Source organism: Dyadobacter sp. CECT 9275 (assembly GCF_907164905.1).
GTDB lineage: Bacteria > Bacteroidota > Bacteroidia > Cytophagales > Spirosomataceae > Dyadobacter > Dyadobacter helix.
This window is the reverse complement of sequence record NZ_CAJRAF010000002.1, coordinates 3,055,309-3,078,287: the sequence shown is the minus strand read 5'-3', so window position 1 is coordinate 3,078,287 and position 22,979 is coordinate 3,055,309. Positions and strand designations below refer to the sequence as shown.

Genomic DNA, 22,979 nt, shown 5'->3' with positions numbered 1-22,979 from the left:
CTGGTAGATGGTGATGCAACCAACAATTATTGCAGTAGTTTACATGAATGTTCCTTCATGTAACAATAACAGAAACAATTAGCCTGTACAGCGGGTAGTAAAGTATTTAGTAAATAATTTACATGCTTAACCGGTATTCTGTCCAATGAAAAAAATCACGCTGTTACTGTTATTCCTCACGCTGTTGGTCAATACGGGCAGGTTATACGCTCAGATAAATAACAGTGAACCTGTTGCTCCTTCCACCAAACCGGTACTGAAGGTTGATGTTCCCAATCCCACGGCAGACAAACCGCAGTCAAAACTTTGGTATGCCGACAAAAGCTGGTGGGCGCTTCTCCCCACGTCATCGGGGCCGTCGCTTTGGCAGCGAACAGCCGGTGGCTGGACGGAGCATGCTCAGGTGCGCGCCTTATTACAGGGCATACCCGGCCGGGCGGATGTGTGGGCAGATCAAAATGAAATAATGGCGGTGGGGGTTGATAAACACGTACTCACGGTATTTGCCATCAGAAAAGTGGAAAAAGCTTCAAAAATTACCTGGATGGCAGAAGTACGTGGCAGTTTAAGCCCGTCGGTTTCCACTGATGAGATGGAAACGGCAACTATTGCAAAGGATAAAACGGGGTGCTGGTGGGTGGCTGCCGATGCAGGAGAGAAGGTTTGTGTATGGAGCAGTTCTTCTAAAAACTGGACATGGACACCACCCTATGTGCTTGCAAAAGGACTGAACGCGGATGATATCTGCACCGTGGCAGAGCTTCCCGGACAGACGGCGATCATCTGGTCGGATCAGAATAGAGACGCTGTAAGTATGAGGACACATCGGAATGGCCAGCCTGCTGATCGCTGGGAAGATACTGTCGTCATTGAGCAAGGAAACAAAACGGCGGATGATCACCTTCATGCTTCCCTGGCAACAGACGGGACATTGTGGCTGGCCACCAAGAACAGCGTAGATCAGCTGGGTAGTCCGCAGCAGGTTCTCAGGGTGCGCCACGCAAACGGACAATGGCGTAATTATGCTTATGCCGATCTGGATGTGGTTAAAGCACCCAGCCGCCCGGTCGTTATTGCTACTCAAAACCCGGCGCTCGTACTGGCCGGACATACGATTTATAACCACAAAAATGCCAATTTGGGAGAAATCGTTTTTGGAAGGGTAGATACTTCATCCGCCGGTCTGTTGCGGGATGTAAGGACGGTGATTGCCCCCGACGCTACCGGATGGACGAAGCGGAACAAGATTAATGATATCACTGTCCCTAAAAAACCTTTTCCTGATAACGCACCCTGGATCATACTTGCTTCAGACGAAGAAGGTAATGTGTTTGAAGCGGATCTGAAACCATTGTTTTTTAAGCCTTGATAAAAGGTACCCTTACTCGTCCGTCGCTGGACAGTGCTGTTCGAAAGTGAACACATTGTCTTTGTAAAATATCATAACTATCTAATAATCAATAAGTAGAATAGCCTGGCATGTGATTTTAAGAGATACCAGTATCACAATTGCTCTGATCCTGACTCATTAAAATCTGATCCTATGTTGCGCAACTACCTGAAAATAGCACTCCGTAATTTCCGGAACCAAAGACTGTTCAGCGGATTAAACATACTGGGCCTTGGAATTGGAATGGCCGCCGTGTGGCTGATGGTCCTCTACGTGGCCGATGAGCTGAGTTATGATCGTTTTCATCAGAAATCGGATCGTATCTTTCGTGTTGTGCATCAGGCCCAGTGGCTGTCTGGTAATTTTAAAATCGCACCTACTTCCGCGCCTTATGCACAGGCTTTGCAGAATGATTACCCCGAAATTGAAAAAACGGTCAGGATTCATACGGAGGGAGGTGGCGTAGTGCGGTACCAGGATAAAAAAATAGAAGCACAGGATATTTATTTTACGGATCCGTCCTTTTTTGAAGTTTTCACCTATCCTTTCATTTATGGAGATCCGGTATCGGCACTCAAAGGTCCCCAGAAAATAGTGCTGACAAAGCAGCTCGCTGAGAAGCTTTTCGGCGATGCTTCCAAAGCGATCGGGCAAACGGTGATGTTTTCAAACAACTTTCCAAATACTGTTTCCGGAGTTATTGCTGATGCTCCGGTCAACTCACATCTTCATTTCAGCGCACTCCGCTCTTTACCCGAAAATTATACCGAGGGCTGGCAGGAGTTTGGCCTCTATACTTACCTGTTGCTGAAAAAGGGGACCGACTACAAAAACCTGGAAAAGAAGTTCCCCGGCTTTTTTGATAAATACCTGAAAAAAGAGATTGGCGATGTCAGCTATCAGCTTGCACTACAGCCTCTCACTTCCATTCACCTTCATTCGCATTATGACTATGAAATAAGTACAAACGGGAACATTCATACCATTTACACTTTCATAACTATAGCTGCGCTGATCCTGATTATTGCCTGCATCAATTATGTGAATCTTTACACGGCCCGATCCATGAAACGGATACGTGAAGTAGGCGTAAGAAAGGCAATCGGCTCGCAACGTTTACAGTTGGTAGGTCAGTTTCTGACCGAATCTTTTTTAATGACGATGCTGGCAGGATTGGTGGCATTTTTGCTGGTAAACGCGGCATTGCCATTTTTTAATCAGCTGGCAGAAAAGACACTTGCCCCGAATTATATAAATGGCTGGTTTACCGCCGTTGTTTCTTCACTTTTTATTATCCTCATCAGTTTATTGAGTGGTATTTACCCGGCTTTGATGTTATCCGGTTACCGGCCCGTTATTGCCCTGAAAGGGCAGCTAGGCACGCAGTCGGGCGGGGTTCGTTTCCGTCAGTCTCTGGTTGTTTTCCAGTTTGCGGCAACCGTGGTGATGATCGCCAGTTCGGGTATTGTTTATAAACAAATGTATTATGTAAATAACAAAGACCTGGGTTTCAATAAGGATCAGGTTCTGACATTCCATATCGATAAAAATGAAGTCAGAACGCAAATCAAAGCTGTTAAAGAAAAACTGGGACAGAGCCCTCTGATAGAAAGTACAGCATCAGCCAGTAACCCGATCGGTAATAATAACCTGGGAACAAGCGGGATGTTCATTGAAACTGAAAATGGCGAAATGCCATCCGGAACGCAGATTACCCAGCGCTTTTCGGCAGATGCGGATTATCTTAAAACACTTCAGATCGCACTATTGAAAGGGCGTAATTTCAAAGATGATTCCCCGTCCGACGCTGCCGGAGCGGTGATTGTCAATGAAGCATTGGTTAAAAAACAAGGCTGGACAAAGCCTTTGGGCAAAAGGATCCGGTACTTTATGGATGGCAAAGGCAACACAAGAGAAGCAGCAGTGATCGGGGTTGTCAAAGATTTTCATACTTATTCGCTTCAGCACAAGATTGAACCGCTGGTCATTCAGTTACCCGCGCCTGCGGATAAAGATAACGTTTATGTACGTATTCAGCCTTCCAAAACCAAAGAAGCGTTGGCCTACATACGGCAAGCCTACCGTGAGTTTGATCCCGAAGCAAGCCTGAATTTCCAGTTTCTGGATGAAAATTTTTCCAAACAATATAAGTCCGAACAAAAGCAGGGAAGTGTGTTACTCTCGTTTGCAGTACTTGCGGTTATCATTGCTTGTCTGGGTTTATTCGGATTGGCTGCCTTTGCAGCAGAATCCCGGACCAAGGAGATGGGCGTCAGGAAGGTACTGGGTGCGAGTGTTCAGAGCCTGGTTTTGCTCCTGTCGGGCGACTTTATCAAACTGGTCATCATCGCCATCGTGATCGGTACTCCCGTAGCATTTTACGCCATGAACGAATGGTTGAAAAACTTTGAGTACCGTGAAAATTTGTCCTGGTGGATATTCGCGCTGTCGGGGCTGACGGCTATCGTTATCGCTCTTTTAACGGTAAGTTCGCAAGCGTTGAAATCAGCGCTGGTGAATCCTGCAAAATCATTAAAAAGCGAGTAGCATAAGTTGAAATCCAGTAAGAATAAGTTTAAAATTAAAACGCCTCCGGAATGGAATCGGGGGCGTTTTTTGTTTGCAGACTTTGGTGTTGATCAGAGTAAAAAATGAAAAACTATATTAACCATTTGTTCTTTTTGAGAGGGGGAAATTCTGCATAAGTTACCTGCCCGATTATTTTTTGTGCAGCACTTCGGGAAAAATATATCATTTGTCTACTTTTACGAAAAAACCCACCCCTCCGTATGAAAAATAAATACTACTTCATTATCCTAATATGCCTGCTTACAAACTTATCGTTTGCTCAGAGTCCAACGATAAGTATTAACTCTTATGGATATAGTTCAAGTGTTTGTATGGACGTACTTTACAAGCTTCCTGTTACAATACAGGGACAGTTCAATTCTGACAATAAGTTTTCGATACAAATAAAATACGATTACCGCAATGAAGTTATCGCTACGGTTCCGGCGGTTCTCAACAACGGGAACCTCGAATTTACCATCGATAGCCCCAGTTTATTTTCATCATATTATTCCTCTATTCAACTCAAAGTCGTCGCGTCGTCTCCGAGTGTAGAAAGTGCCTGGACGAGCAATTCGATCTACGCTTACATAAAAGGAAGCATCAACCTCAGCTCCCTGGCATCGAGTGATACGGTTAATTTATACGATGACATTCCACTTCAGTTGAAGGGGGTCAGCAACAGTGATATTAGGGTGACCTTAAGTGATAGCACCAAATTTAATTTCTCTTCGTACAGTGGTGGATTTACACAAAACCAAATTTATACTGTTTCCAAGCCGGGTACATTTACAATTGCTCATGCGGAAAATAACTGTGGTACTATGCAGACCTCGGGAAGCTTTAAGCCAGTCGTAAATGCAACCTCCCTAACTACAACAGGTATAGCTCCCCAGACTGTCTGTGAAAATGGCGAAGTGAAAATAAGCTTTTCAACACAGGGTGCTCCATTAGGCGCGCAAACCAAATACAAGATCAGGTTTATTCAACAAAATTCCTCGGGAGGGAAACCCGCAACAGCCGAAGTAGCGGCTCAGCTTGAGGGGAATTATTTAACAGCAAAGTTTCCTTCAACTTTTGTGCTGACTTACACCCAGGAATTTTCTGCCCAGGTGGTTACTGAAAATCCTTCCCTCGTTGGTTCACCATCGAATTTACGATTCTATGTAGCGCCGCAACCTTCTGCAATATTCACTTCGGAGAGTCAGACTGTCAATATAAATGATTATGTTTCACTTCAGGTTGCATTGACAGGTTTACCTCCATTTACACTTGAACTTAGTGATGGTACAAAACAAACCCTTTCCTACTATGGCAGTGCGAGCGTGAACGTACGGCCTTTTGAGAGTACATCCTATTCAATAAAATCTCTGGAGTCGGGCTGTGGTAAAAAAGTGTTTACCAACGGACAAGTTGTTAATATTACTGTACGACCGGGCATTCGCATTGAGGATGATCAAAAGCGCCAGATCGTTTGTGCAGGAACAAAAGCCAGGATTAAATTCCGGTCGAATGCTACACTGACAGCCGCAACGCAATTTAGTATTGTTTCCGGGACTGGAAGTGAAACGCTTTCATTCCCCGCAGTGCGAAACGGAGAATACCTGGAATTCAACATCCCAAACCCCACGCAGAGCTACCCGAACTATTATAATTGGAGGATTGTCACGTCTAACCCCTCACTAGAGTCGCAGTCATCAAGTTATTTTAACATCCAAAACTCCCCCAGTATGTCCTTTTCGGCATACAATACATATAGTTATGAAATACCGAGACAGGTAAATCTTAATATCAGCCTCAGCGGAGGTTACCCCTATCAGATTGAGATGATGGATGGTGCCATTGCCAGAGTGGAATGGGATAATTATTACAATTATTCATTTTACTTTAAAGAAACGCAGGAATTTAAAATTAAATCAATAAGTAATTCCTGTGGGAAAAATGATAACCTGCCCTCCGCTAGAGTATCGTTGGTTGCCACAGAATCACCCGGGATATATATTGAGCCGATAAAAACGACTATATGTGATACGGACAGCGTAGAAATTACCTTTGGTACTGTCGGCAAATTTAATTCTGAAAATGTTTTTGCTATTCAAGGATATTCCAGTTCCAGCACTTTTCAAACGCTGGCTACCACCCGGCAGGGGGGAAAGTTCAGGGTCAAACTCCCTGCTACCCAGTATTACAGTTCATATGGCGCAATCAGAGTGGCATCAACCAACCCTGTCGTATTTAGCGAACAGAAATCCATAAACATACAGCTGCCTTTTACTCAGATATATCTTAGTCCGGACGCGAAGCAGGAGGCACCTGCAAAATACCTTGTTAATCAGAACAATACATATTCATTATCTATTCAAACGGCCAGCAGCGGCCCGGCGGCGTCGGTTACATACACCGAAAATGGCGTTGAAAAAACCTATATTAATAACGATTCTTATTCTACCTACATACCACTCCTTCCTTCATCAGGCACAACTACTGAATATGTTATTAAATCGGTGAACAATCAATGCGGAACGTTTCCGGTGAATGCGAAGACATTTATCAGCTGGGTACCTTACAATATACAGTTCTCAGATCAGAGCTACTATAACAACACCTTTTGTGTGGGTGGGCCAATTGGCGTTCCATTTGGCATTATCGATGGTGCATCAACCAATGCAACATTTTCCTTGCAGATACGTAAAGCCGAGACAACCAGCTTCACTACCCTTGTCAGTGGCGAAACCGGAAGAATACTCAACGCCACCATCCCCGCTTCCTTAACTCCGGGAAACTATGTTTTGAGGATTATTTCATCCGACGGAGCTATATCTCCAGACAAAAGCATCCAAATAAGCGCGCCACCTACGGCGACTTTAACCATCAACCCCCAATCGAGCCCCACGGTAGATTTCGGCAATAGTGTAACCATGGATATCACGATTACAGGTGGAAACGCCTCCGTGGTTTTCGAGGATGGTTCAAAAGGTAACTATTATGAGGGAAAAAACAGCAGGTATATTTACGTCCAGAAAGGCGGTGTCTATTCGATCAAGTCCGTTTCCAATACTTGCGGCTACGGAACAGCATCGGGGTCTGTTCAGGTTGTGGTAAAACCACGATTAAACGTCAGTTCCGATTCTTACGGTATCTGTGAAGGTGGCAGTATGTCTGTAAACTACACGCTGGGCGGGGACGCCGATTTATCGGATGATTATATTCGTTTTGAGTTGCTGGATACAGGGGCCAACACCACGACGGTCCTGGATTCGACTAAAATATTTTCGGGTACAAAATTACTGAAACTGCCCGAAACCCTGAAAGGGAGCTATTATCAGATACGGGTAACCGTAAGAAAATACCAGCTGGTTTACAGCCTGGGTACCAGCATTACCACCAAACCGGATGCCACGCTGAGCGGTAATACCGTCATTAACAGTGGAGAAAGTACCAGATTGATCATCACATCCGGGAAATCGGGTAACGGAAATGTTCAGTATGTACTTTCAGATGGTTCTAAAGGGTCCTTTTGGTCGCAAGCTGGTTATGCTAATTACATCACAGTATCTCCAAAACAGACCACTACCTACACCATTTCTTCACTTTCCAACAGCTGTGGCGAAGGCTCCAAAAGAGGCTCAGCGATTGTGGAAGTGAATCCGCCAGCCGACAGAACGGTCTCTGTCACAGCCCTGGCCAGCAGTGGGCAGTCCTCATTCTGTACAGGAGATACCGTTTCCGTTTCTTTTGTAGCCAAAGGTTCATTTTCTGTGGGGAATCAAATGACGGTACAGCTATCAGATACTACCGGCCGAAACTTCCGTTCCATTGCTACGATCGGCAATGCATCGCCGCTAAAGGCTGTATTGCCAACGGATATGGTCTCCGGCAAATTTTACAGACTCCGTGTCTTCGCATCGGACCCGAATACAGCGAGTGGGGCCTTCGAGTATCCAATTACCGCCAGCCAGAAAGCAAGAGCGCGGTTTAAATCGGATGCCGTGATATACCAGGAGAATACCAACCCTGTTATTACTGTACTTCTGGAGGGAGGAGGCCCGTGGACCTACAGCTATGGCACTGATAATGCCCCGCGAACCAGAAATGCGATTACACCAGAAGACCGGATAGAATTGTTGCAAGCTTCCCCTAATGCTTATTATAAGTTGTTTGAGGTGCGAAATGGTTGCGGAAAAGGTATTATCGATAGCCCCAGTACTGTAAGAGTGGAACTCATTACCGGTATTGAAGACCCCTCCAACGAGGCGGTTACCGTAGCTCCAAATCCTACGCAGGATGTGATCTATCTGAAATTTGAAACACCAGAGAAACGCTCGGTTGAAGTTTTTGACATCCGCGGGGTAAGTCAGTTGAAACGGACCATATCAGGAAGCACACACGAGATGGATGTTCGGGCACTAAATACCGGTGTCTATATCCTTCAGATCGAAAAAGGAGGAAAGCGGCTGAATTATCGGATTCTTAAATATCCCTGATATATCCTGGCTGTGATGTGCGCGGTCAGAGACGCAGATAATTCTGAGGTTTTTACTGTATAGGCCTCTTGTTAATCTAAGTTTAACATCAGATTGATTACCATATAGTCATTAATAGCTGGTTGTCCTTAATTGAGATTAAGGAACCCTCGACCACCGGCCGGGCATAACTGCCTGGTCTGGCCGAAGGCAGAATGCTATCCCATAAGTAAAGCAGGCATAATGATGATTCTATATGAATTGGGAACTGCTCCCGCTTTTGTCTTTGAGAAGATCGTGCGAGTATTAGTTTTTAGGCTGTTGCATCCTTCTGTCCCTAAAAACGCAATTCTATCCCTGAAATTTCCCTGATTTGACTTTCTTGGGGATGTTTGTGACTTCTTATTAAACAAACCCCCAATTAAGTACAGTGAAAAAAAGACTATTTCTTTCTACCCTCCCCCTGCTGGCTGCGGGAATCATGTTCATTAGTTGCAAAGGAAAAGATGGAGCCGTAGGACCTGCGGGTGCTAAAGGTGATCCCGGAGCCCAGGGTACTGCCGGTGCTAAAGGAGAAACGGGTACAGCTAATGTGATTTACAGCGAATGGTTGGCGATACCCGCACCTGCCGCGAATACTCCCGTACGGAAAAATTTTTCATTTATGGCTCCTAAAATCACTCAGGAAATTGTTGATAAAGGGCACGTATATGGCTACTTAAAGCATAGTACTGGTGCTGTAGTGCCGTTGCCGTACGCAAGTAGTTATACCTATACCTCAACAGGAGAACAAGCGGGTAGTTATTTAAATACTATACTTGTAGGCTTAGGAGGTATTTCTCTGAATCAGGACTGGCTTACGCCAGGCACCGTTCAGCCCGCTTTTGCCAATGCTACAGGCATAGTAGGAGGGTATGTAAACTTTCGCTATGTTATCATTCCCGGAGGTGTAAGTGCTCGGGTAGCTTCACTTGATTACACGGACTATGAGGCAGTGAAGAAGTTTTACAACCTTCCTGATTGAGCTTCCTGATCTCCTAAAATCTTGCAGATCTAATGACTGCATTGTATTTCTTATGAAAGGAGTACTCAGGAAATCCTGAACAGCGTATGCCTAACTGGAAATTGCGAAAACAAGAAGAGTCCACTACTCTTCTTGTTTTTAATTATTATCCCTTTTGCTTCGATGGCTCAACAACCTACTGTAACTTTCTGGCAAATTCATGAGGGTACAGAAGGAGTTTCATTTCCGGGATGTTTTCCTGTCTGCCAGACTCTTGAGTAAGGCCGGTCTCTATCGAATGAAGAGATACTTCTGCAAAATTTATGACTTAATGACATCGGGCAGACCTGTGACAGCCAATTCTTAAGAAATGTTTAAAATGTAACTAAAAATCCCTATAACACTATTTTTAGTTACATTTTATATCAAGAAGTCCGATATTGCACTTCAGTAAGGAGTAGCGGGTGGGATAATCTACTTTTGAATTAATCCCAAAAGTGGAATTGCACAGGTTTCATCACTGCAAAGATGATAGAAGCTTCATACCCTATATTTCTCAAACCTCAAAGACCCTCTAAGTTTGAAGTGTTTTTTTAAGCAAATCTTTGCCTCATTCTCCGTTATCCGGCCACAATATACGCCTCTGGCAGTTCTCTTGCTTTTCAGTCAGTTTACGCAATCCCAAAGTATTCAGCTCCAAAAAAGAGCTGAAAGGATTGATAGTTTGATGACGATGTATTACAGTAACTATAAAGAGGCAGATAGCGAAGCGAATGAATTGTATAGTTTGTTGTCAACAAAATATACAGGTAAAGAATACAAAAAAATTAAGGTTCAGGTGATGCTTCAGAAAGCTATTCTTCATGCTTTAAACGGAGATCATCATAAAGGCCTGCTGATAGCCCTTGAAGCATTGAACGAAGCCGAGACCTATAAAATATCAGATAAGATTTATAACAGTTGCTGGGTAATAGCCATCATGTATGAGGTTGGAGGTGATTTTGAAACTTGCAAAAAATATCTTGACAAGGCTTATCAGGTATACAAGAATAACAAGCTTGATAATGTCTATAGCAGTTATTGCACGCGTGTGTCGTCCTATTATAACCGTATGAATAAGCAGGATTCTGCTATCTATTACGCATATCAGGGGCTGGAATATGCGAAAAAATACAATAACGTCAGAGAGGAAAGAGATGCATACTTGCTGTTGGGATCATCTTTGCCCGACAACCGGTATCGGGAATCAGTAAAATACAGATCGCTTGCTGCCGGGAAATTCGTAGAAATTAAGGATTTTACCTCTGCTGCGAGCCAGCTTACAGAGGCAGCGGCCCTTTTATTTAAACACCACCATATAACCGAAGCTTTCGTATACAGTGATTCGGCCTTTTCTGTATTGAAGAATACCAAAGCGTATGTTAATCCACATGTTTACCAAACCCGGGGGCAGCTGTTTGAAGCTATTGGGAATATGGATTCTGCTTATTACTATTTTAAAAAGTACCACGGTACCTATGTGGCTGAACTTGGGAAAATGGAAACTGCTGAAATAAAAAAAATCAATGAGCAATACCAGAATGACAGAAAGGAAGAGGTTATAAAAGACAAGAACCAGCAAATGATTTTTATAGCCAGCTTGCTTGCCGTCATTGTTGCGGCGTCCGTGTTACTCATCAGAAAGAACAGGAAGATCAATTCACAAAATGAGATCATCAGCAAACAGGTAGAAGAGTTGATGAGGACCGTGGAACAAAAACAGGTGCTCTTGTCTGAACTGCAGCACCGGGTAAAAAACAATCTGCAGCACGTTATCAGCATACTGGAAATACAGAAAGAATCAGTTGATTTCAATAATATTGACGAGCTCATCAGGGGAAATCAGAACCGTGTTCATTCCATAGCATTACTTCATAAAAAGCTGAATATGGCAGAGAGTGTCAATGATGTAGATCTGAAAAAATATGTGCTTGATCTTTCGGAACTGGTGAAGGAATCTTATGATAGTTACCGGAAAAAGATAAGCCTCAATGTCACCTGTGAAATAGAAAAGATTTCCATCGAAAAAGCACGTTCCCTAGGCCTCATTATTGTAGAGCTGATCAGTAACAGTATGAAACATGCTTTCAGGAAACAGCCTGTCGGGATTATCCATATTGTTCTCACCCGAGAAACCGATATACAAAAAAATAAGCTGTACTACGCCGACAATGGTGTAGGATTCGATTTTACAATGACCAGTGCAAAAGGACTGGGCATGGAAATCATCAAAGGGCTCATCGGGCAGCTGGATGCCAGCGTGGAAAGCAGCCAAAGCAATGGATTTGAACTTACGCTTTATTTTAAGTAAATCATTTATGCGGACAAAAATAATTTTGCTTGTAGAAGACGATTTTCTCAACAGAAGGCTATCGAAAAAAACGCTTTTGGAAAATGGATATCATATTATGGAAGCAAAAAATACCCGTGAAGCATTTGAGATATTAAAAAATGAAAAAGTGGACCTTGCCATCCTGGATATCAACCTGGGTGAAGATGAGCAGGACGGCATAAGCCTGGGGCAAGCGCTTCAAACCAAATATACTCTTCCTTTTTTGTACCTGACAGCTTATGATAACAATGAAATTGCTAAAAGGGCAGTAGCCACCAATCCGCACTCCTACATTACCAAGCCATTCAAAAATATTGATTTGCTAACGGCTGTAGCGCTTGCCATTCGCCAGTATGCCAATCGGCAGGAGCGTAAGCCTTCGGTTTTGGTAAAGGCCAATGAATACAGTGTAGAACTGCCCATAGAGGAAATTGATTTTATAGAATCTGACGGGAATTATCTTTTATTTTATGCCAGCGGGAGTGTCTACAAAAGCCGTTCTACGATTAAACAAATATTGGAATTACTGCCGGAAACGACCTTCATTCAAACACACAGGGCCTTTGTCGTGAATAAGACTAAAATAGACAAATTCAACATCAAAAGTTTGGTCGTCAAGAATGAAGTCATTCCTGTTTCCAGGAATTATGTAGACGACATAAGCAGGATTCTGAAATAAAGGCCTTGGGATGTGCTTTACCTATCCCATTTGATCATAAAATTCACTGGATTCGATGGTGACAGGGATACTTTTGCTTTGGGGTATTCAGTGTCGATCACCAAATAGGGGAGAAAACTTACCTTAAGGGGATCTTTCGTGTAACCGTTTACCAGGAGGAAGGCTGGTGCACAGATGGTAGTAAAATCGCCCGAGAGAAAAGTATCAGCGTGAAATTCGGGGTTTCAAACCTGGTGGAGATAAAGTCTGTCCGGTAACGTTTATCCTGATTAAGGCTTGTAAACGAGCGTCACTTAAGCGATTAGAGTGACGCTCGCTTTTTTTATGATCTGAATTTTCTTGGGTAAAATGGGTACGGACACCCGGATAGCTAATAAATGTGCTGTGGGAGACACCCGTTATCCTGCATTTTCAGTACTACTTAGGTTGTGTAATTATTTAAGCAATATTTGGTAATATTAAAAGCAGTGCAGTTCGTTTTGTGAGAGAATTATGAAGTACCCGGCAGCTGATTTGCTGAGTAAATACCGTAGTTAAGGCGCTTAACAATTAGTAAGCTCCGGGATGGTCAAAAGTATATCAATTTAAATTAACCAAAATCAGTTATAATGGAAGGAAAGAATACAAACAATGAGAAATCCGCTTCTTCCAGAAGAGATTTCATCAAAGCTTCTGCTGCCTCTGCGGCCGGATTTATGATCGTTCCTCGTCATGTGTTGGGTGGGAAAGGTTTCATTGCCCCGAGTGATACACTGACGGTTGCGGGCGTAGGTGTAGGAGGTAAGGGTACGTCCGATCTGGCTAATTTTCACAAAAGCGGTAAGGCTAATATTGCCTATTTGTGCGATGTGGATGACAGAAGGGCTGTTACCAGTGTGACCAATTTCCCGAAGGCCAAGTATTATAAAGACTGGCGGAAGATGTTTGAGAAGGAAGCGAAAAATTTTGACGCGGTTTCCGTCTCAACTCCTGATCACACGCATGCCGTAGTAGCCATGGGAGCCATGCAGCTTGGTAAACATGTGTACGTGCAAAAACCAATGACCCACGATATATACGAGGCCAGAAAACTAACCGAAGCTGCGGCCAAATATAAGGTGGTGACCCAAATGGGGAATCAGGGATCGTCGGGTGACGGCGTGCGGCAATTGCATGAGTGGTACGATGCAGATATCATCGGGGATGTACATACGGTATACATCTGGACCAACCGGCCTATCTGGCCGCAGGGTATTCCCTGGCCAACTGATAAGCCGCCGGTTCCCAAAGAGCTGGATTGGGATCTGTGGTTAGGTACTGCTCCCTATAAGGATTATGTTGATAAACTGATTCCCGGCAGCTGGAGAGGCTGGTGGGATTACGGTACCGGCGCGTTAGGAGATTTGGGATGCCACCTGATGGAAGCGCCATTCAGGGTATTGGGTCTTAAATACGCTGTGGACATGCAGGCCAGCGTGAGCAGCGTTTTCACTGATTTCGGTAAAAGAGGTATTTTTCCCGACAGTTGCCCGCCATCTAGCCATGCCACCCTTACTTTTCCTAAAACACCACGGACCAAAGGACCAGTGACTATGCACTGGATGGACGGGGGAATCAAACCGGAACGTCCCGAAGAGCTTGGCGCAAACGAGTTGTTTGGAGATGGAAACAGCGGGATTTTGTTTGTAGGGACGAAGGGTAAAATGATGGCTAGCGAATATGCAGCCAACCCACGTCTGCTGCCGCTGAGCCGTATGCAGGAAGTAAAAGTGAAACAAAAATTTGCCCGTGTTCCGGGGAGTGCCGAAGGGCATTATGCGCAGTGGGTTGAAGGGGCAATTGCCGGATATGGTAAAATGGAACTGAGTTCTCCTTTTGACCTGGCGGGTCCGCTGACGGAGGCTATCCTGATGGCCAACCTCGCTATCAGAGGCGCCGACATGCCAAAACCAAGAGCATCTGGTAATGGCTACGACTATCCGGGAAGTAACATGAAAATGTTGTGGGATTACAAGAATATGAAAGTGACTAACTTTGACGACGTCAACCAGTTTGTAAAACGTAATTATCGCGAGGGCTGGAGCCTAGGCGTGTAGTACGCGTAACCTGAATGAAATGGTCTTTTAATTGCCGGAATTCTCCCAGGATTCCGGCAATTTTTTTTGAGGTTACAGCTTAAACCCTGTTGTGTCAGGGGTCACGATGTTGTCTTAACTGACAGATTATGAAAGTTTAGCGTGTAGAAGGATTATTTATTTTATGGTAATTTTTTCTATATAAAAGATGGTTAATTTGGCACAGCTTTACTTAAAACATAACAGGGCCTTACTCCATATGTCGAACTCTCTACAGATCCAAACTCCCTGGGTAGAATCCCCATTTTTTGAATCAGAATTAAAAGAAGCAAACCTTGACCCTGAAACCGCCGAGATGGTCAGGCATTATTCGGAAAAAGGTTACGTGATCATTGACCCTCAACTGGACGACGAGCTGATCGACAGGGCACTGGAGCAAATAAAACCTGAATTTGCTAAGCAAAATACAAACAGGCTTCAGGACGCCTGGAAAGATCATGAAGCCATCAGACAAATTGCGATTGCGCCCCGCGTTATGGAGATTTTGCAGATACTCTATCGCAGAAGGCCGATACCCTTTCAAACCCTGAACTTCTCAACCGGCAGCCAGCAGCGGACTCATAGTGACTCCATTCATTTTAATTCGGTACCGGAACGGTACCTGGCCGGGGTTTGGATCGCACTGGAGGATGTGCATGACGGAAACGGGCCTTTGCATTATTTTCCGGCCAGTCACAGACTGCCTTTTTATGATCTGTCCATCCTGGGCATGAAAGGATCTGCAAGCTCTTCCATAGAAGATATGCTGGCGAATTATTATACCAGATATGAAGACTTTATAGAAGAGCTGGTAAAGCAGAAACACCTCGAAAAGAAAGTCCTCAATCTGAAAAAAGGGCAGGCGCTGATATGGTCGGCTAACTTGTTACATGGTGGAGAAAGAATTACGGTGCCGGGCTCCACCAGATACACACAGGTTAACCATTTTTATTTCGAAAATTGCGCCTATTATCGTCCCATGCGGACGGACATGGCGCTGGAAAGGATTTCTATCCAGCAGGTTACGGATATTGCTACAGGTGAGGAAGTACGAAGTAATTATCTCGGTACCCCGATTAATTATGTCGGTTATTCCTATAAAATGTACCTTCCCGAAAACGTAATGAGAAAAATTATCCCTTCAAATCTACGTCAGTGGGTTAGGAAAATCATTAATAAATAGATGCAGTCATTAGAAAGTTAAGGATGGTTGTCGCTGGACAACCCTTTACTTTCCGGCTTGAGACTGGTCCGGAATTTGAGCCTTATTTGGACGGAAATTAAAAGATAAGACTCCCCGGACCAGCATCGGGTTTTTATAGTGCACAGTTACGGCCGTAAAAAGTAGAAAAGCAAGTGCTTCGCCCGAAGTTTTTTAATGAATATTCTTTGACCTTTTGTCTTGATCGTCCAGGCAATACATTGCAATCTTAAGGATGAATAGGCCAGATTGGCCCAATGTCGTTTTGGCCGGCACCCTGTTTTTATTAAGACTCGAATACTTGCTGACTATATCAAAAAACCACCACTACACGCAGGGAAATAGGTACAAACGTATTTGGCTGATAAAAAGATTGGTAGACTTTTTAATATGACGCTTTGTAAGTTATTACACCTCATTGCTCTATTTAATCTCTTTTTTTGTTAAGATCCATTTTGATCTTATTTTTGTTACAACTCCGGAGAGCAGAAATGCTTTCGGACAAGTATCCACAATAGCCAGAATCTGGCTCTTACCCTGGTGAAGTTTCCGTTGTATAAAAGGAATATCGTGTTGCCTATGCCTGCAAATCTCCTTTAAACAAATTAATGATGAAAAAGAGCTTTGTGTTGTTGTGGCTGTTCGTGCTACTTTCGGCGACGGTAACACTTTTTTGGTACAATTCCTGGGTGTATCTTTTACCCACACCCGTGCCCGAAAACTACAAACCGGTTCCGGTGGGATCCTTCATTAGTCTTCCCGGGCTTACGGCTCAAACCCAGGAAAAACCAACTTTCCTCCATTTTTATAATCCCGAATGCCCCTGTTCACGCTTCAATGTTAAGCATTTTCAGTCGCTGGTCAGGTCCTATGGCCAGCAGGTGAATTTTGTGGTTGTGGTCATGAGCGATAAAAAATACTCAGTCGAAGCAATCCAGAAGCGTGTAGGGCTTGCTCTGCCCGTAACCTTTGATACTTCGGTAGCCGATAAGTGCGGGGTCTATTCCACTCCGCAGGCGGTACTGCTTAATTCAAAGAGCAAAATTTTTTATCGCGGTAACTACAACAAGAATCGTTATTGTACCGATGAGCGTACCAATTACGCTCAGATTGCGTTGGCTGGATTGATGGGCAATGCACCAGCTATAGCCTTCGACGAATCTGCGTTAAAATCCTATGGATGCAGCCTCCCATACTGCAAAAAATTATAGTACTTTTTGAAAAAAATGATAAAAGAAATACATCCTTTCCGTAAAACAGGTGCCGGTTTTTTTTCAAATGTGACTAAAAGTTCCGACCGGTTTATGGATTACTTTTTAGCAGGCTATTTCCTCTCCGGGCTTTTTTTTGCAACCTTTTATGATACCTGGCTTATCGCCTTTGGTGTGGGCGGGATTTCACTCCTTGCTTATTACACCACCAAAATTGCATTGCCGTCTTCTGATTTGTACCAGTATGTGCTGAGCGCGGTGCTGGGTATCTTTATGGCGCAGTTCATCTACCAGATGCACGGGTTGTTTGAGATGCATTTTTATGCATTTATAGGCAGTGCCCTATTAATCACCTATCAAAAATGGAAACTCCAGATACCAATGATGACCGTCGTGCTGATACATCATTCGGTCTTTGGTCTGTTGCAGAACTCGGGTTACACGGAAATCTATTTTACGAAACTTGAGTATTTCGATTTGCTGACCTTTACGATTCATATCTTACTGGCGGCAGTGATTTTTGTCATCTGCGGGCTCTGGGCATATACGATGCAAAAGTCTACCGAATTTCAGCTGGCGCAGGCCAAAAAGATGTCTGATCTTGAAAAGGAAGCAGCACTGTCCCGTGAGCGCCAGATTAACGAACAGATTCAGAAGGAAGCCAATATCCGCCTCAGAGAGGTTAATTCGGCACTGGAGGCGGCCAGGATTGAAGCTGAAAAGGCCAATCAGGCCAAAAGTATTTTTCTTGCCACCATGAGCCATGAGATCCGTACACCTATGAATGGGGTGATCGGGATGGCGGCACTTTTGCAGGAAACTACACTTACAGATGAGCAGCGCGTTTACACCGAAACAATTGTTAACTGCGGAGATACGCTCATCAACGTGATTAATGATATTCTGGATTTCTCTAAAATAGAATCCGGTAATATGGAGTTTGAAAATGAAGACTTTAACCTGCGACAGTGCATTGAAGATGTGCTGGATATTTTTGGAACGAAGGCAACGGCGGCAGGGCTCGATTTGATTTATCATATTGAAGACAATGTACCACTTCAGATTGTTGGGGATTCGCTGCGGCTGAGACAGGTCCTGATTAATCTGGTCGGCAATGCCATGAAATTTACCGAGAAGGGGGAAGTCTGCCTGTTTGTGACAATGAAGCCAAAATCGGGTTCAGATACTTTATTGCTCAATTTCGCAGTTCGGGATACTGGTATCGGTATCCCCGAGTATAAGCTGGAAAAGTTGTTCAAAGCATTTTCTCAGGTAGACTCCACTACCACACGTAAATATGGCGGTACGGGACTGGGGCTTGCTATTTCGTCGCGGTTGGTCGGGATGATGGGCGGGGAGATTTCCGTAGTCAGCAAGCCGGATTTTGGCTCAACCTTTTCTTTTACACTTGAAACCCGTAAAGGGGAAAAGACGCTTGCCCCCTATATCCATTACAACATGGAAGGGCAGGAGGGCAGGCAAATATTAATTGTGGATGACAACACGACCAACCTTACCATCCTGAAGCGGCAGTTTGAAATTTGGAAACTGCAGCCGATACTGGCGGAATCAGGGCAGCAGGCACTGGAGCTTCTGAAAGCTAATTCGGATATTGATCTGGTCATAACGGATATGCAGATGCCTGAAATGGATGGTATTATGCTTGCCAGGGCAATTAAAACGCTCCGGCCCGATCTGCCTGTTATTTTGCTGAGCTCCATCGGACAGGAGCTGAAAGATCCGCACCGTCAGCTTTTTGTATCTGCACTGAACAAACCCACCCGTCAGCATGAGTTGAGCAAACAGATCCTCAATGCTCTGCAGGTGAAAGCAACTGTAAATGTCCAGCCAGTTGTTCCCCATAAGCTAAGTTCGGATTTCAGCCAGCAATTTCCCTATGTTTTGCTGGTAGCCGAAGATAATCTTGTTAATCAGCTGGTGGTGAAGAGTATGCTGGGCAGATTGGGCTATGATCCTGATCTTGTGGCAGACGGGCAGGCCGCACTGGATGCTGTAGGGAAGAAAGAATACGATTTGATTCTGATGGATATGCAGATGCCGCTTATGGACGGCCTGGAAGCCACGGCACTGATCCGTCAAAAGAACCAAAACCAGCCCGTCATTATTGCTCTGACGGCCAACGCTATGGATGGGACGGAACAGGAATGCCTGGCCGCCGGAATGAACGATTACATCTCTAAGCCGATTAAGATAGAGGAACTGACCCAGAAGCTGAAAAAATGGTGGAAGGCCAAGGAGTAGCGGTTCAGTACACCGCGAAAGGTATCGGTAGTTTTAGTATGCCGTTCATTCGCCGGTTAAACAGCACTGTTTTAACCGGTTTCTGTATCGGTAGACTCAACGAAAATATCTTATACACAACTCGCTTTAGACGGACCATTCTGTTGGCGTTTTCCCGAATTTTTTCTTGAATGAATGGGAGAAATGGGAGAGGCTTTCAAATCCCAGGTCAAGATAAATGGCTGAGGGTTTCTTGTTTCTGCTTTCTATCAGATGCCGGGCTTCGGAAAGCCTTTTGTCCAGTAACCAGTGACGTGGAGCCATACCGAATATCTTCTGAAAATCACGCTTAAAACCTGCCAGGCTCCTGCCTGTAAGCCGGGCAAATTTTTCAACCGGAACGTTGTAGTGAAAATTGGTGAGCATGAATTTTTCCAGATCCATTTTATAGGGTTCGGAAAAATCGAATAAAAATTCCCTGAGCTCCGGCTTGGTATGGAGCAGGAGCTGCACGGCCTCTCTTACTTTTAGTATGCCCAGCGTTTCGGTTATTTTTTCTTCCGGGTGATCCACATAGGGGATCACAGATTGAAAGAAGGCTCTGAGGAAATCGTTTCCGGGTATCAGAACGTTGGGAGGGCCCAGGTATTTTTTTTCTACGGAGATCTGCTCTTCAAGCGCAATTTTCCTGAGCACATCTTCCTGAAGCCTAATGACAATGGTTTGATAGTCTCCGCCTTCCGCAGGGGTTTTTGTCAATTCTGCCAACTGATTTTTTTGCACCAGCATCATCTCTCCGCTTCCCATCGTAACACGCTGGTCCGCAGTGTCCAGAGCGAAATGCCCTGAAACCTGCAAAACCAAAGTATTGTGTTCCATGAATGCTACCTTGTCCTTTCTTACCGTTGAGTGGTAAGAGAAAAAAATAACGCCTGGGACTATTTCAAGGGGATTTCTCACTGGGTAAAGATAGTAAAAAGAAGGGTTTTGTAGAATCCCGTCAGCGTTGCAGGTAAGTACCACCCAGAATTGCACCTGGTGCAAACTGTGTTGCAAGGAAATCCTTCTCTGAGTCGGTGAATTCAATCTTCATGGCTTCTATATTTTCAGGTAGCCGGGCTCTGCGGCTCATGCTTACAAGTGGCATGATATCATCGCCCTGCGTATTGACCCAGGCTATAGCCAACTGTGCGGGCGTATATCCTTTTTCTCTTGCCATCTGTTTGAGGACCTCCACTTTCTCGAGATTTCTGATCAGATTCTCTCCCTGAAAACGCGAAAAGTGATTGAGATAGCTATTGGCTGATAACGGTGCTGTCATTTCTCCGGTGAGCAGCCCTTCGGCCGTGTTGGCAAATGCCACCACGCCTATACCCAGTTCTCTGGCTGTGGGAAGCAGGTCATTTTCTATCTGGCGGTCGGCCAGAGAATAACCAATTTCCAGTGCCGTAACCGGATGAACACTATTTGCTTTGCGCAGTTGGTCCGCTGTTATTTCTGAAACACCTAGATAACGAACCTTCCCCTCTTTGATCAGGTCAGCAACTGTTCCGACCACATCTTCCACTGGAACACTGTTATCAAGCCGGCAGGGCTGATAGAGGTCAATGGTGTCAATTCCGAGACGTACCAGCGAATAGTTGATAAAGTTTTTAATGGACACTGGCCGTAAATCCAGGCCCAGCCACTGATTATTGTAAAAAATGGCGCCAAATTTGACACTGATGAATGCATCCTCCCGTCGCCCTTTAATGGCTTTTCCCACGAGCAGTTCGTTGTGGCCGCTGCCATAAAAGTCACCGGTATTCAGGAAATTGATTCCCTTGTCCAGTGCTGACTGTATGGTTGCTATTCCTTCGTTTTCGTCGTTTGTAGGGCCTCCCCAGACAGCCGACATACGCATGCAGCCTAATCCGAGTTTAGAAACAAGCGGTCCATTTTTCCCCAGGTTTATTTTTGTTATGGTTTCCATCTTTGTTGTTGTTTTAATTGAACGATACAAAGATGGCCTGGGCTCTTCTTTTAAAATATCTTCCACGGCTCAAATAACTTGTCTGTACGGCTCACCAGCGTATGCCGGTGCAGGAGTGCTCGGGCTGATTCATGAAGGTGCCCGGCTGGGCTTCTGGTTTTGGCCAACTTGTTTTTAGCTCAAACCTAACGCAATAATACCGCATAATATCAGTAAGCTGGCAATGAGCCGCCTGCGGCCGTCTTCCTCGTTGAATACCCTTGAGCCCATCCACACGCCTAATACTATGCTTGATTCCCTGGCCGGGGCAACAACGGTTAATGGTGCATATTTCAACGCCTCCAATATCAGTATGTAGGCAGCGGGACTTAATACTGCAATGGCGATTATGATCCCTTTGTGTAAGCGTATTTCTCTTTTTACTTCATCCTTTTTCAGTAGAAGAACAGGAAAAAGTAAAACGGAGCTCAACAGATTGGTGCCAAATGTGAGCGTTAAAGGGGGTAAGCCGTAGAATTTGACAGCTATGGTGTCATTAATCGTGTACAAGGCTATAAACAAACCCGTAAGCACACCGTAAGTTACACCTGGGATTGTTTCTTTTTTTACCTTCCTTTTAAAGCTTAGCCCGGCAATCAGCAGTACACCGGCAATGATCAGGCACAGGCCGATCGTCGTGGGTATTTTTAGAAGCTCGTTCAGGAATAAAATAGCAGCCAGAGAAGAAAACAGAGGCCCTGAGCCTCTGGCAAGCGGGTATACCACGGAAAGGTCGGCACTTCTGTAACCTTTTTGTAAAATAATGTAATACCCAAGATGCAGCACCGAGCTGGCCAGGGAAAACCACAAAATCGGTAGTGACCAGATGGTAGTTTCCTTACTTACTGTGAAAAGTAGGATGGGCAGGTAGACAACACTGCTTGCCGTGTACACCAGCCAGATAAACGGAGTTCTACCCTGGGTTTTTTTAGACAGCAGATTCCAACCCGCGTGCAGAACAGCGGCAGTAAGTACCAGGGATAAAACATAAAAACTCATCCTCAGAGGTTAAATGGCAGACTTCAGCGGGTCAAGTTAACTCATTCTGTAACACACTGTCAATGATGGGTATCAGTTCCGTCAAGTCATTGATGATGAAATCAGGGTGAGCTTCCGCGAGCTGCTCATCAGTGTGGGCACCGGTGGTGATTCCGATACTGAACCGGCATCCGGCATTTTGGCCTTCCCGGATATCAATGGCAGAGTCGCCCACCTTAATCACCTGCTGGGGATCGTAAATGCCCAGTTTGTCCATAGCCCAGGTGATCATATCCGGATCGGGGCGATTTTTCGCTACGTCCGATGCCGTCACGAGGCAATCAAAATGAATTCCTTCTTTCCATCCAATTTTTTCTATAAGGCGCTCTGCCGTTTCGCGATTGTAGCCAGTATTAAGTACTACCGATATGTTTTTTCTGGTGAGTGCGGCAAATACCTGGGTGGCATGGGGCTGCTCCGTTACGACCAGATTCTCGTAGGCCTCGGCCAGTAACACCTTAAAGTTTTCGAATATCTGTAAAGATAAAACTTCATCAACCATTTGTCTTGACGCAAGGATACTCCTGATTGCCTGCAATTTTTCCTTTCCCGCACCTTCCTTCAGTACTTCCGGGAGGGTGAAATCAAATTGTCTTTCATTAATTGCGCGCATCAGCGTTTTGTATACTACGTTGTTTTCGTCGACTGTTGTGCCAGCCATGTCGAAGACGGCCATTTTAATCATCATCAGTTTATTTTTGTTTGTATCG

The 22,979-nt window shown here is 44.7% G+C and carries 14 protein-coding genes; 10 read left to right on the top strand and 4 right to left on the bottom strand.

The window, feature by feature from the left end; translation table 11 throughout:
• Positions 1 to 145: 145 nt before the first annotated feature.
• From KOE27_RS20450 to KOE27_RS20405, 10 genes are all read left to right on the top strand, one after another.
• Positions 146 to 1,369: a hypothetical protein gene (locus KOE27_RS20450; RefSeq protein ID WP_215240654.1), complete on the top strand. Its 1,224-nt coding sequence runs from the start codon at positions 146 to 148 to the stop codon at positions 1,367 to 1,369.
• 174 nt (positions 1,370 to 1,543) lie between these two features.
• Positions 1,544 to 3,937 carry an ABC transporter permease gene (locus tag KOE27_RS20445; RefSeq protein ID WP_215240653.1) on the top strand — a complete coding sequence of 798 codons (2,394 nt, stop codon included), beginning with the start codon at positions 1,544 to 1,546 and terminating at the stop codon, positions 3,935 to 3,937.
• Between the two features lie 353 nt (positions 3,938 to 4,290).
• Positions 4,291 to 8,442, top strand: coding sequence for a T9SS type A sorting domain-containing protein (locus tag KOE27_RS20440; protein ID WP_215240652.1), 4,152 nt, complete (start codon positions 4,291 to 4,293; stop codon positions 8,440 to 8,442).
• A gap of 409 nt (positions 8,443 to 8,851) precedes the next feature.
• The gene (locus tag KOE27_RS20435) at positions 8,852 to 9,445 is read left to right on the top strand and encodes a collagen-like triple helix repeat-containing protein (protein ID WP_215240651.1); all 594 of its coding nucleotides are present in this window, start codon (positions 8,852 to 8,854) and stop codon (positions 9,443 to 9,445) included.
• Positions 9,446 to 10,157: 712 nt separating this feature from the next.
• A complete protein-coding gene (locus KOE27_RS20430; RefSeq protein WP_215240650.1) occupies positions 10,158 to 11,774 on the top strand; it encodes a sensor histidine kinase in 1,617 nt (538 codons plus the stop codon).
• Positions 11,775 to 11,781: 7 nt separating this feature from the next.
• Positions 11,782 to 12,474, top strand: a complete 693-nt coding sequence (locus KOE27_RS20425; RefSeq protein ID WP_215240649.1) for a LytR/AlgR family response regulator transcription factor — start codon at positions 11,782 to 11,784, stop codon at positions 12,472 to 12,474.
• A 608-nt stretch (positions 12,475 to 13,082) separates the two neighbouring features.
• On the top strand, positions 13,083 to 14,549 hold the full coding sequence (locus tag KOE27_RS20420) for a Gfo/Idh/MocA family protein (protein WP_215240648.1): 1,467 nt from the start codon (positions 13,083 to 13,085) through the stop codon (positions 14,547 to 14,549).
• Between the two features lie 238 nt (positions 14,550 to 14,787).
• Complete coding sequence (locus KOE27_RS20415; protein ID WP_215240647.1) at positions 14,788 to 15,750, top strand: phytanoyl-CoA dioxygenase family protein; 963 nt, start codon at positions 14,788 to 14,790, stop codon at positions 15,748 to 15,750.
• 626 nt (positions 15,751 to 16,376) lie between these two features.
• Positions 16,377 to 16,979, top strand: a complete 603-nt coding sequence (locus KOE27_RS20410) for a TlpA family protein disulfide reductase (protein WP_215240646.1) — start codon at positions 16,377 to 16,379, stop codon at positions 16,977 to 16,979.
• Between the two features lie 93 nt (positions 16,980 to 17,072).
• Positions 17,073 to 19,241, top strand: a complete 2,169-nt coding sequence (locus KOE27_RS20405) for a response regulator (protein WP_215240645.1) — start codon at positions 17,073 to 17,075, stop codon at positions 19,239 to 19,241.
• Between the two features lie 126 nt (positions 19,242 to 19,367).
• On the opposite strand, the gene KOE27_RS20400 is transcribed toward KOE27_RS20405, so the two are convergent.
• The 4 genes from KOE27_RS20400 to KOE27_RS20385 form a co-directional block, all read right to left on the bottom strand.
• On the bottom strand, positions 19,368 to 20,180 hold the full coding sequence (locus KOE27_RS20400; RefSeq protein ID WP_215240644.1) for a helix-turn-helix domain-containing protein: 813 nt from the start codon (positions 20,178 to 20,180) through the stop codon (positions 19,368 to 19,370).
• A gap of 40 nt (positions 20,181 to 20,220) precedes the next feature.
• Entirely contained in the window at positions 20,221 to 21,192 is a 972-nt protein-coding gene (locus tag KOE27_RS20395; RefSeq protein ID WP_215240643.1) for an aldo/keto reductase, read from the bottom strand.
• Between the two features lie 174 nt (positions 21,193 to 21,366).
• Positions 21,367 to 22,230: an EamA family transporter gene (locus tag KOE27_RS20390; RefSeq protein ID WP_215240642.1), complete on the bottom strand. Its 864-nt coding sequence runs from the start codon at positions 22,228 to 22,230 to the stop codon at positions 21,367 to 21,369.
• 31 nt (positions 22,231 to 22,261) lie between these two features.
• A complete protein-coding gene (locus tag KOE27_RS20385) occupies positions 22,262 to 22,957 on the bottom strand; it encodes an HAD-IA family hydrolase (RefSeq protein WP_229252851.1) in 696 nt (231 codons plus the stop codon).
• Positions 22,958 to 22,979: the final 22 nt, after the last annotated feature.

Excerpts from the sequence above, each read along its gene's own strand:
- KOE27_RS20450 (WP_215240654.1), top strand. The coding sequence starts at position 146 with ATGAAAAAAATCACGCTGTTACTGTTATTCCTCACGCTGTTGGTCAAT.
- KOE27_RS20445 (WP_215240653.1), top strand. The coding sequence starts at position 1,544 with ATGTTGCGCAACTACCTGAAAATAGCACTCCGTAATTTCCGGAACCAA.
- KOE27_RS20440 (WP_215240652.1), top strand. The coding sequence starts at position 4,291 with ATGGACGTACTTTACAAGCTTCCTGTTACAATACAGGGACAGTTCAAT.
- KOE27_RS20430 (WP_215240650.1), top strand. The coding sequence starts at position 10,158 with ATGTATTACAGTAACTATAAAGAGGCAGATAGCGAAGCGAATGAATTG.
- KOE27_RS20425 (WP_215240649.1), top strand. The coding sequence starts at position 11,782 with ATGCGGACAAAAATAATTTTGCTTGTAGAAGACGATTTTCTCAACAGA.
- KOE27_RS20420 (WP_215240648.1), top strand. The coding sequence starts at position 13,083 with ATGGAAGGAAAGAATACAAACAATGAGAAATCCGCTTCTTCCAGAAGA.
- KOE27_RS20415 (WP_215240647.1), top strand. The coding sequence starts at position 14,788 with ATGTCGAACTCTCTACAGATCCAAACTCCCTGGGTAGAATCCCCATTT.
- KOE27_RS20410 (WP_215240646.1), top strand. The coding sequence starts at position 16,377 with ATGATGAAAAAGAGCTTTGTGTTGTTGTGGCTGTTCGTGCTACTTTCG.
- KOE27_RS20405 (WP_215240645.1), top strand. The coding sequence starts at position 17,073 with ATGGATTACTTTTTAGCAGGCTATTTCCTCTCCGGGCTTTTTTTTGCA.
- KOE27_RS20395 (WP_215240643.1), bottom strand. The coding sequence starts at position 21,192 with ATGGAAACCATAACAAAAATAAACCTGGGGAAAAATGGACCGCTTGTT.
- KOE27_RS20390 (WP_215240642.1), bottom strand. The coding sequence starts at position 22,230 with ATGAGTTTTTATGTTTTATCCCTGGTACTTACTGCCGCTGTTCTGCAC.
- KOE27_RS20385 (WP_229252851.1), bottom strand. The coding sequence starts at position 22,957 with ATGATGATTAAAATGGCCGTCTTCGACATGGCTGGCACAACAGTCGAC.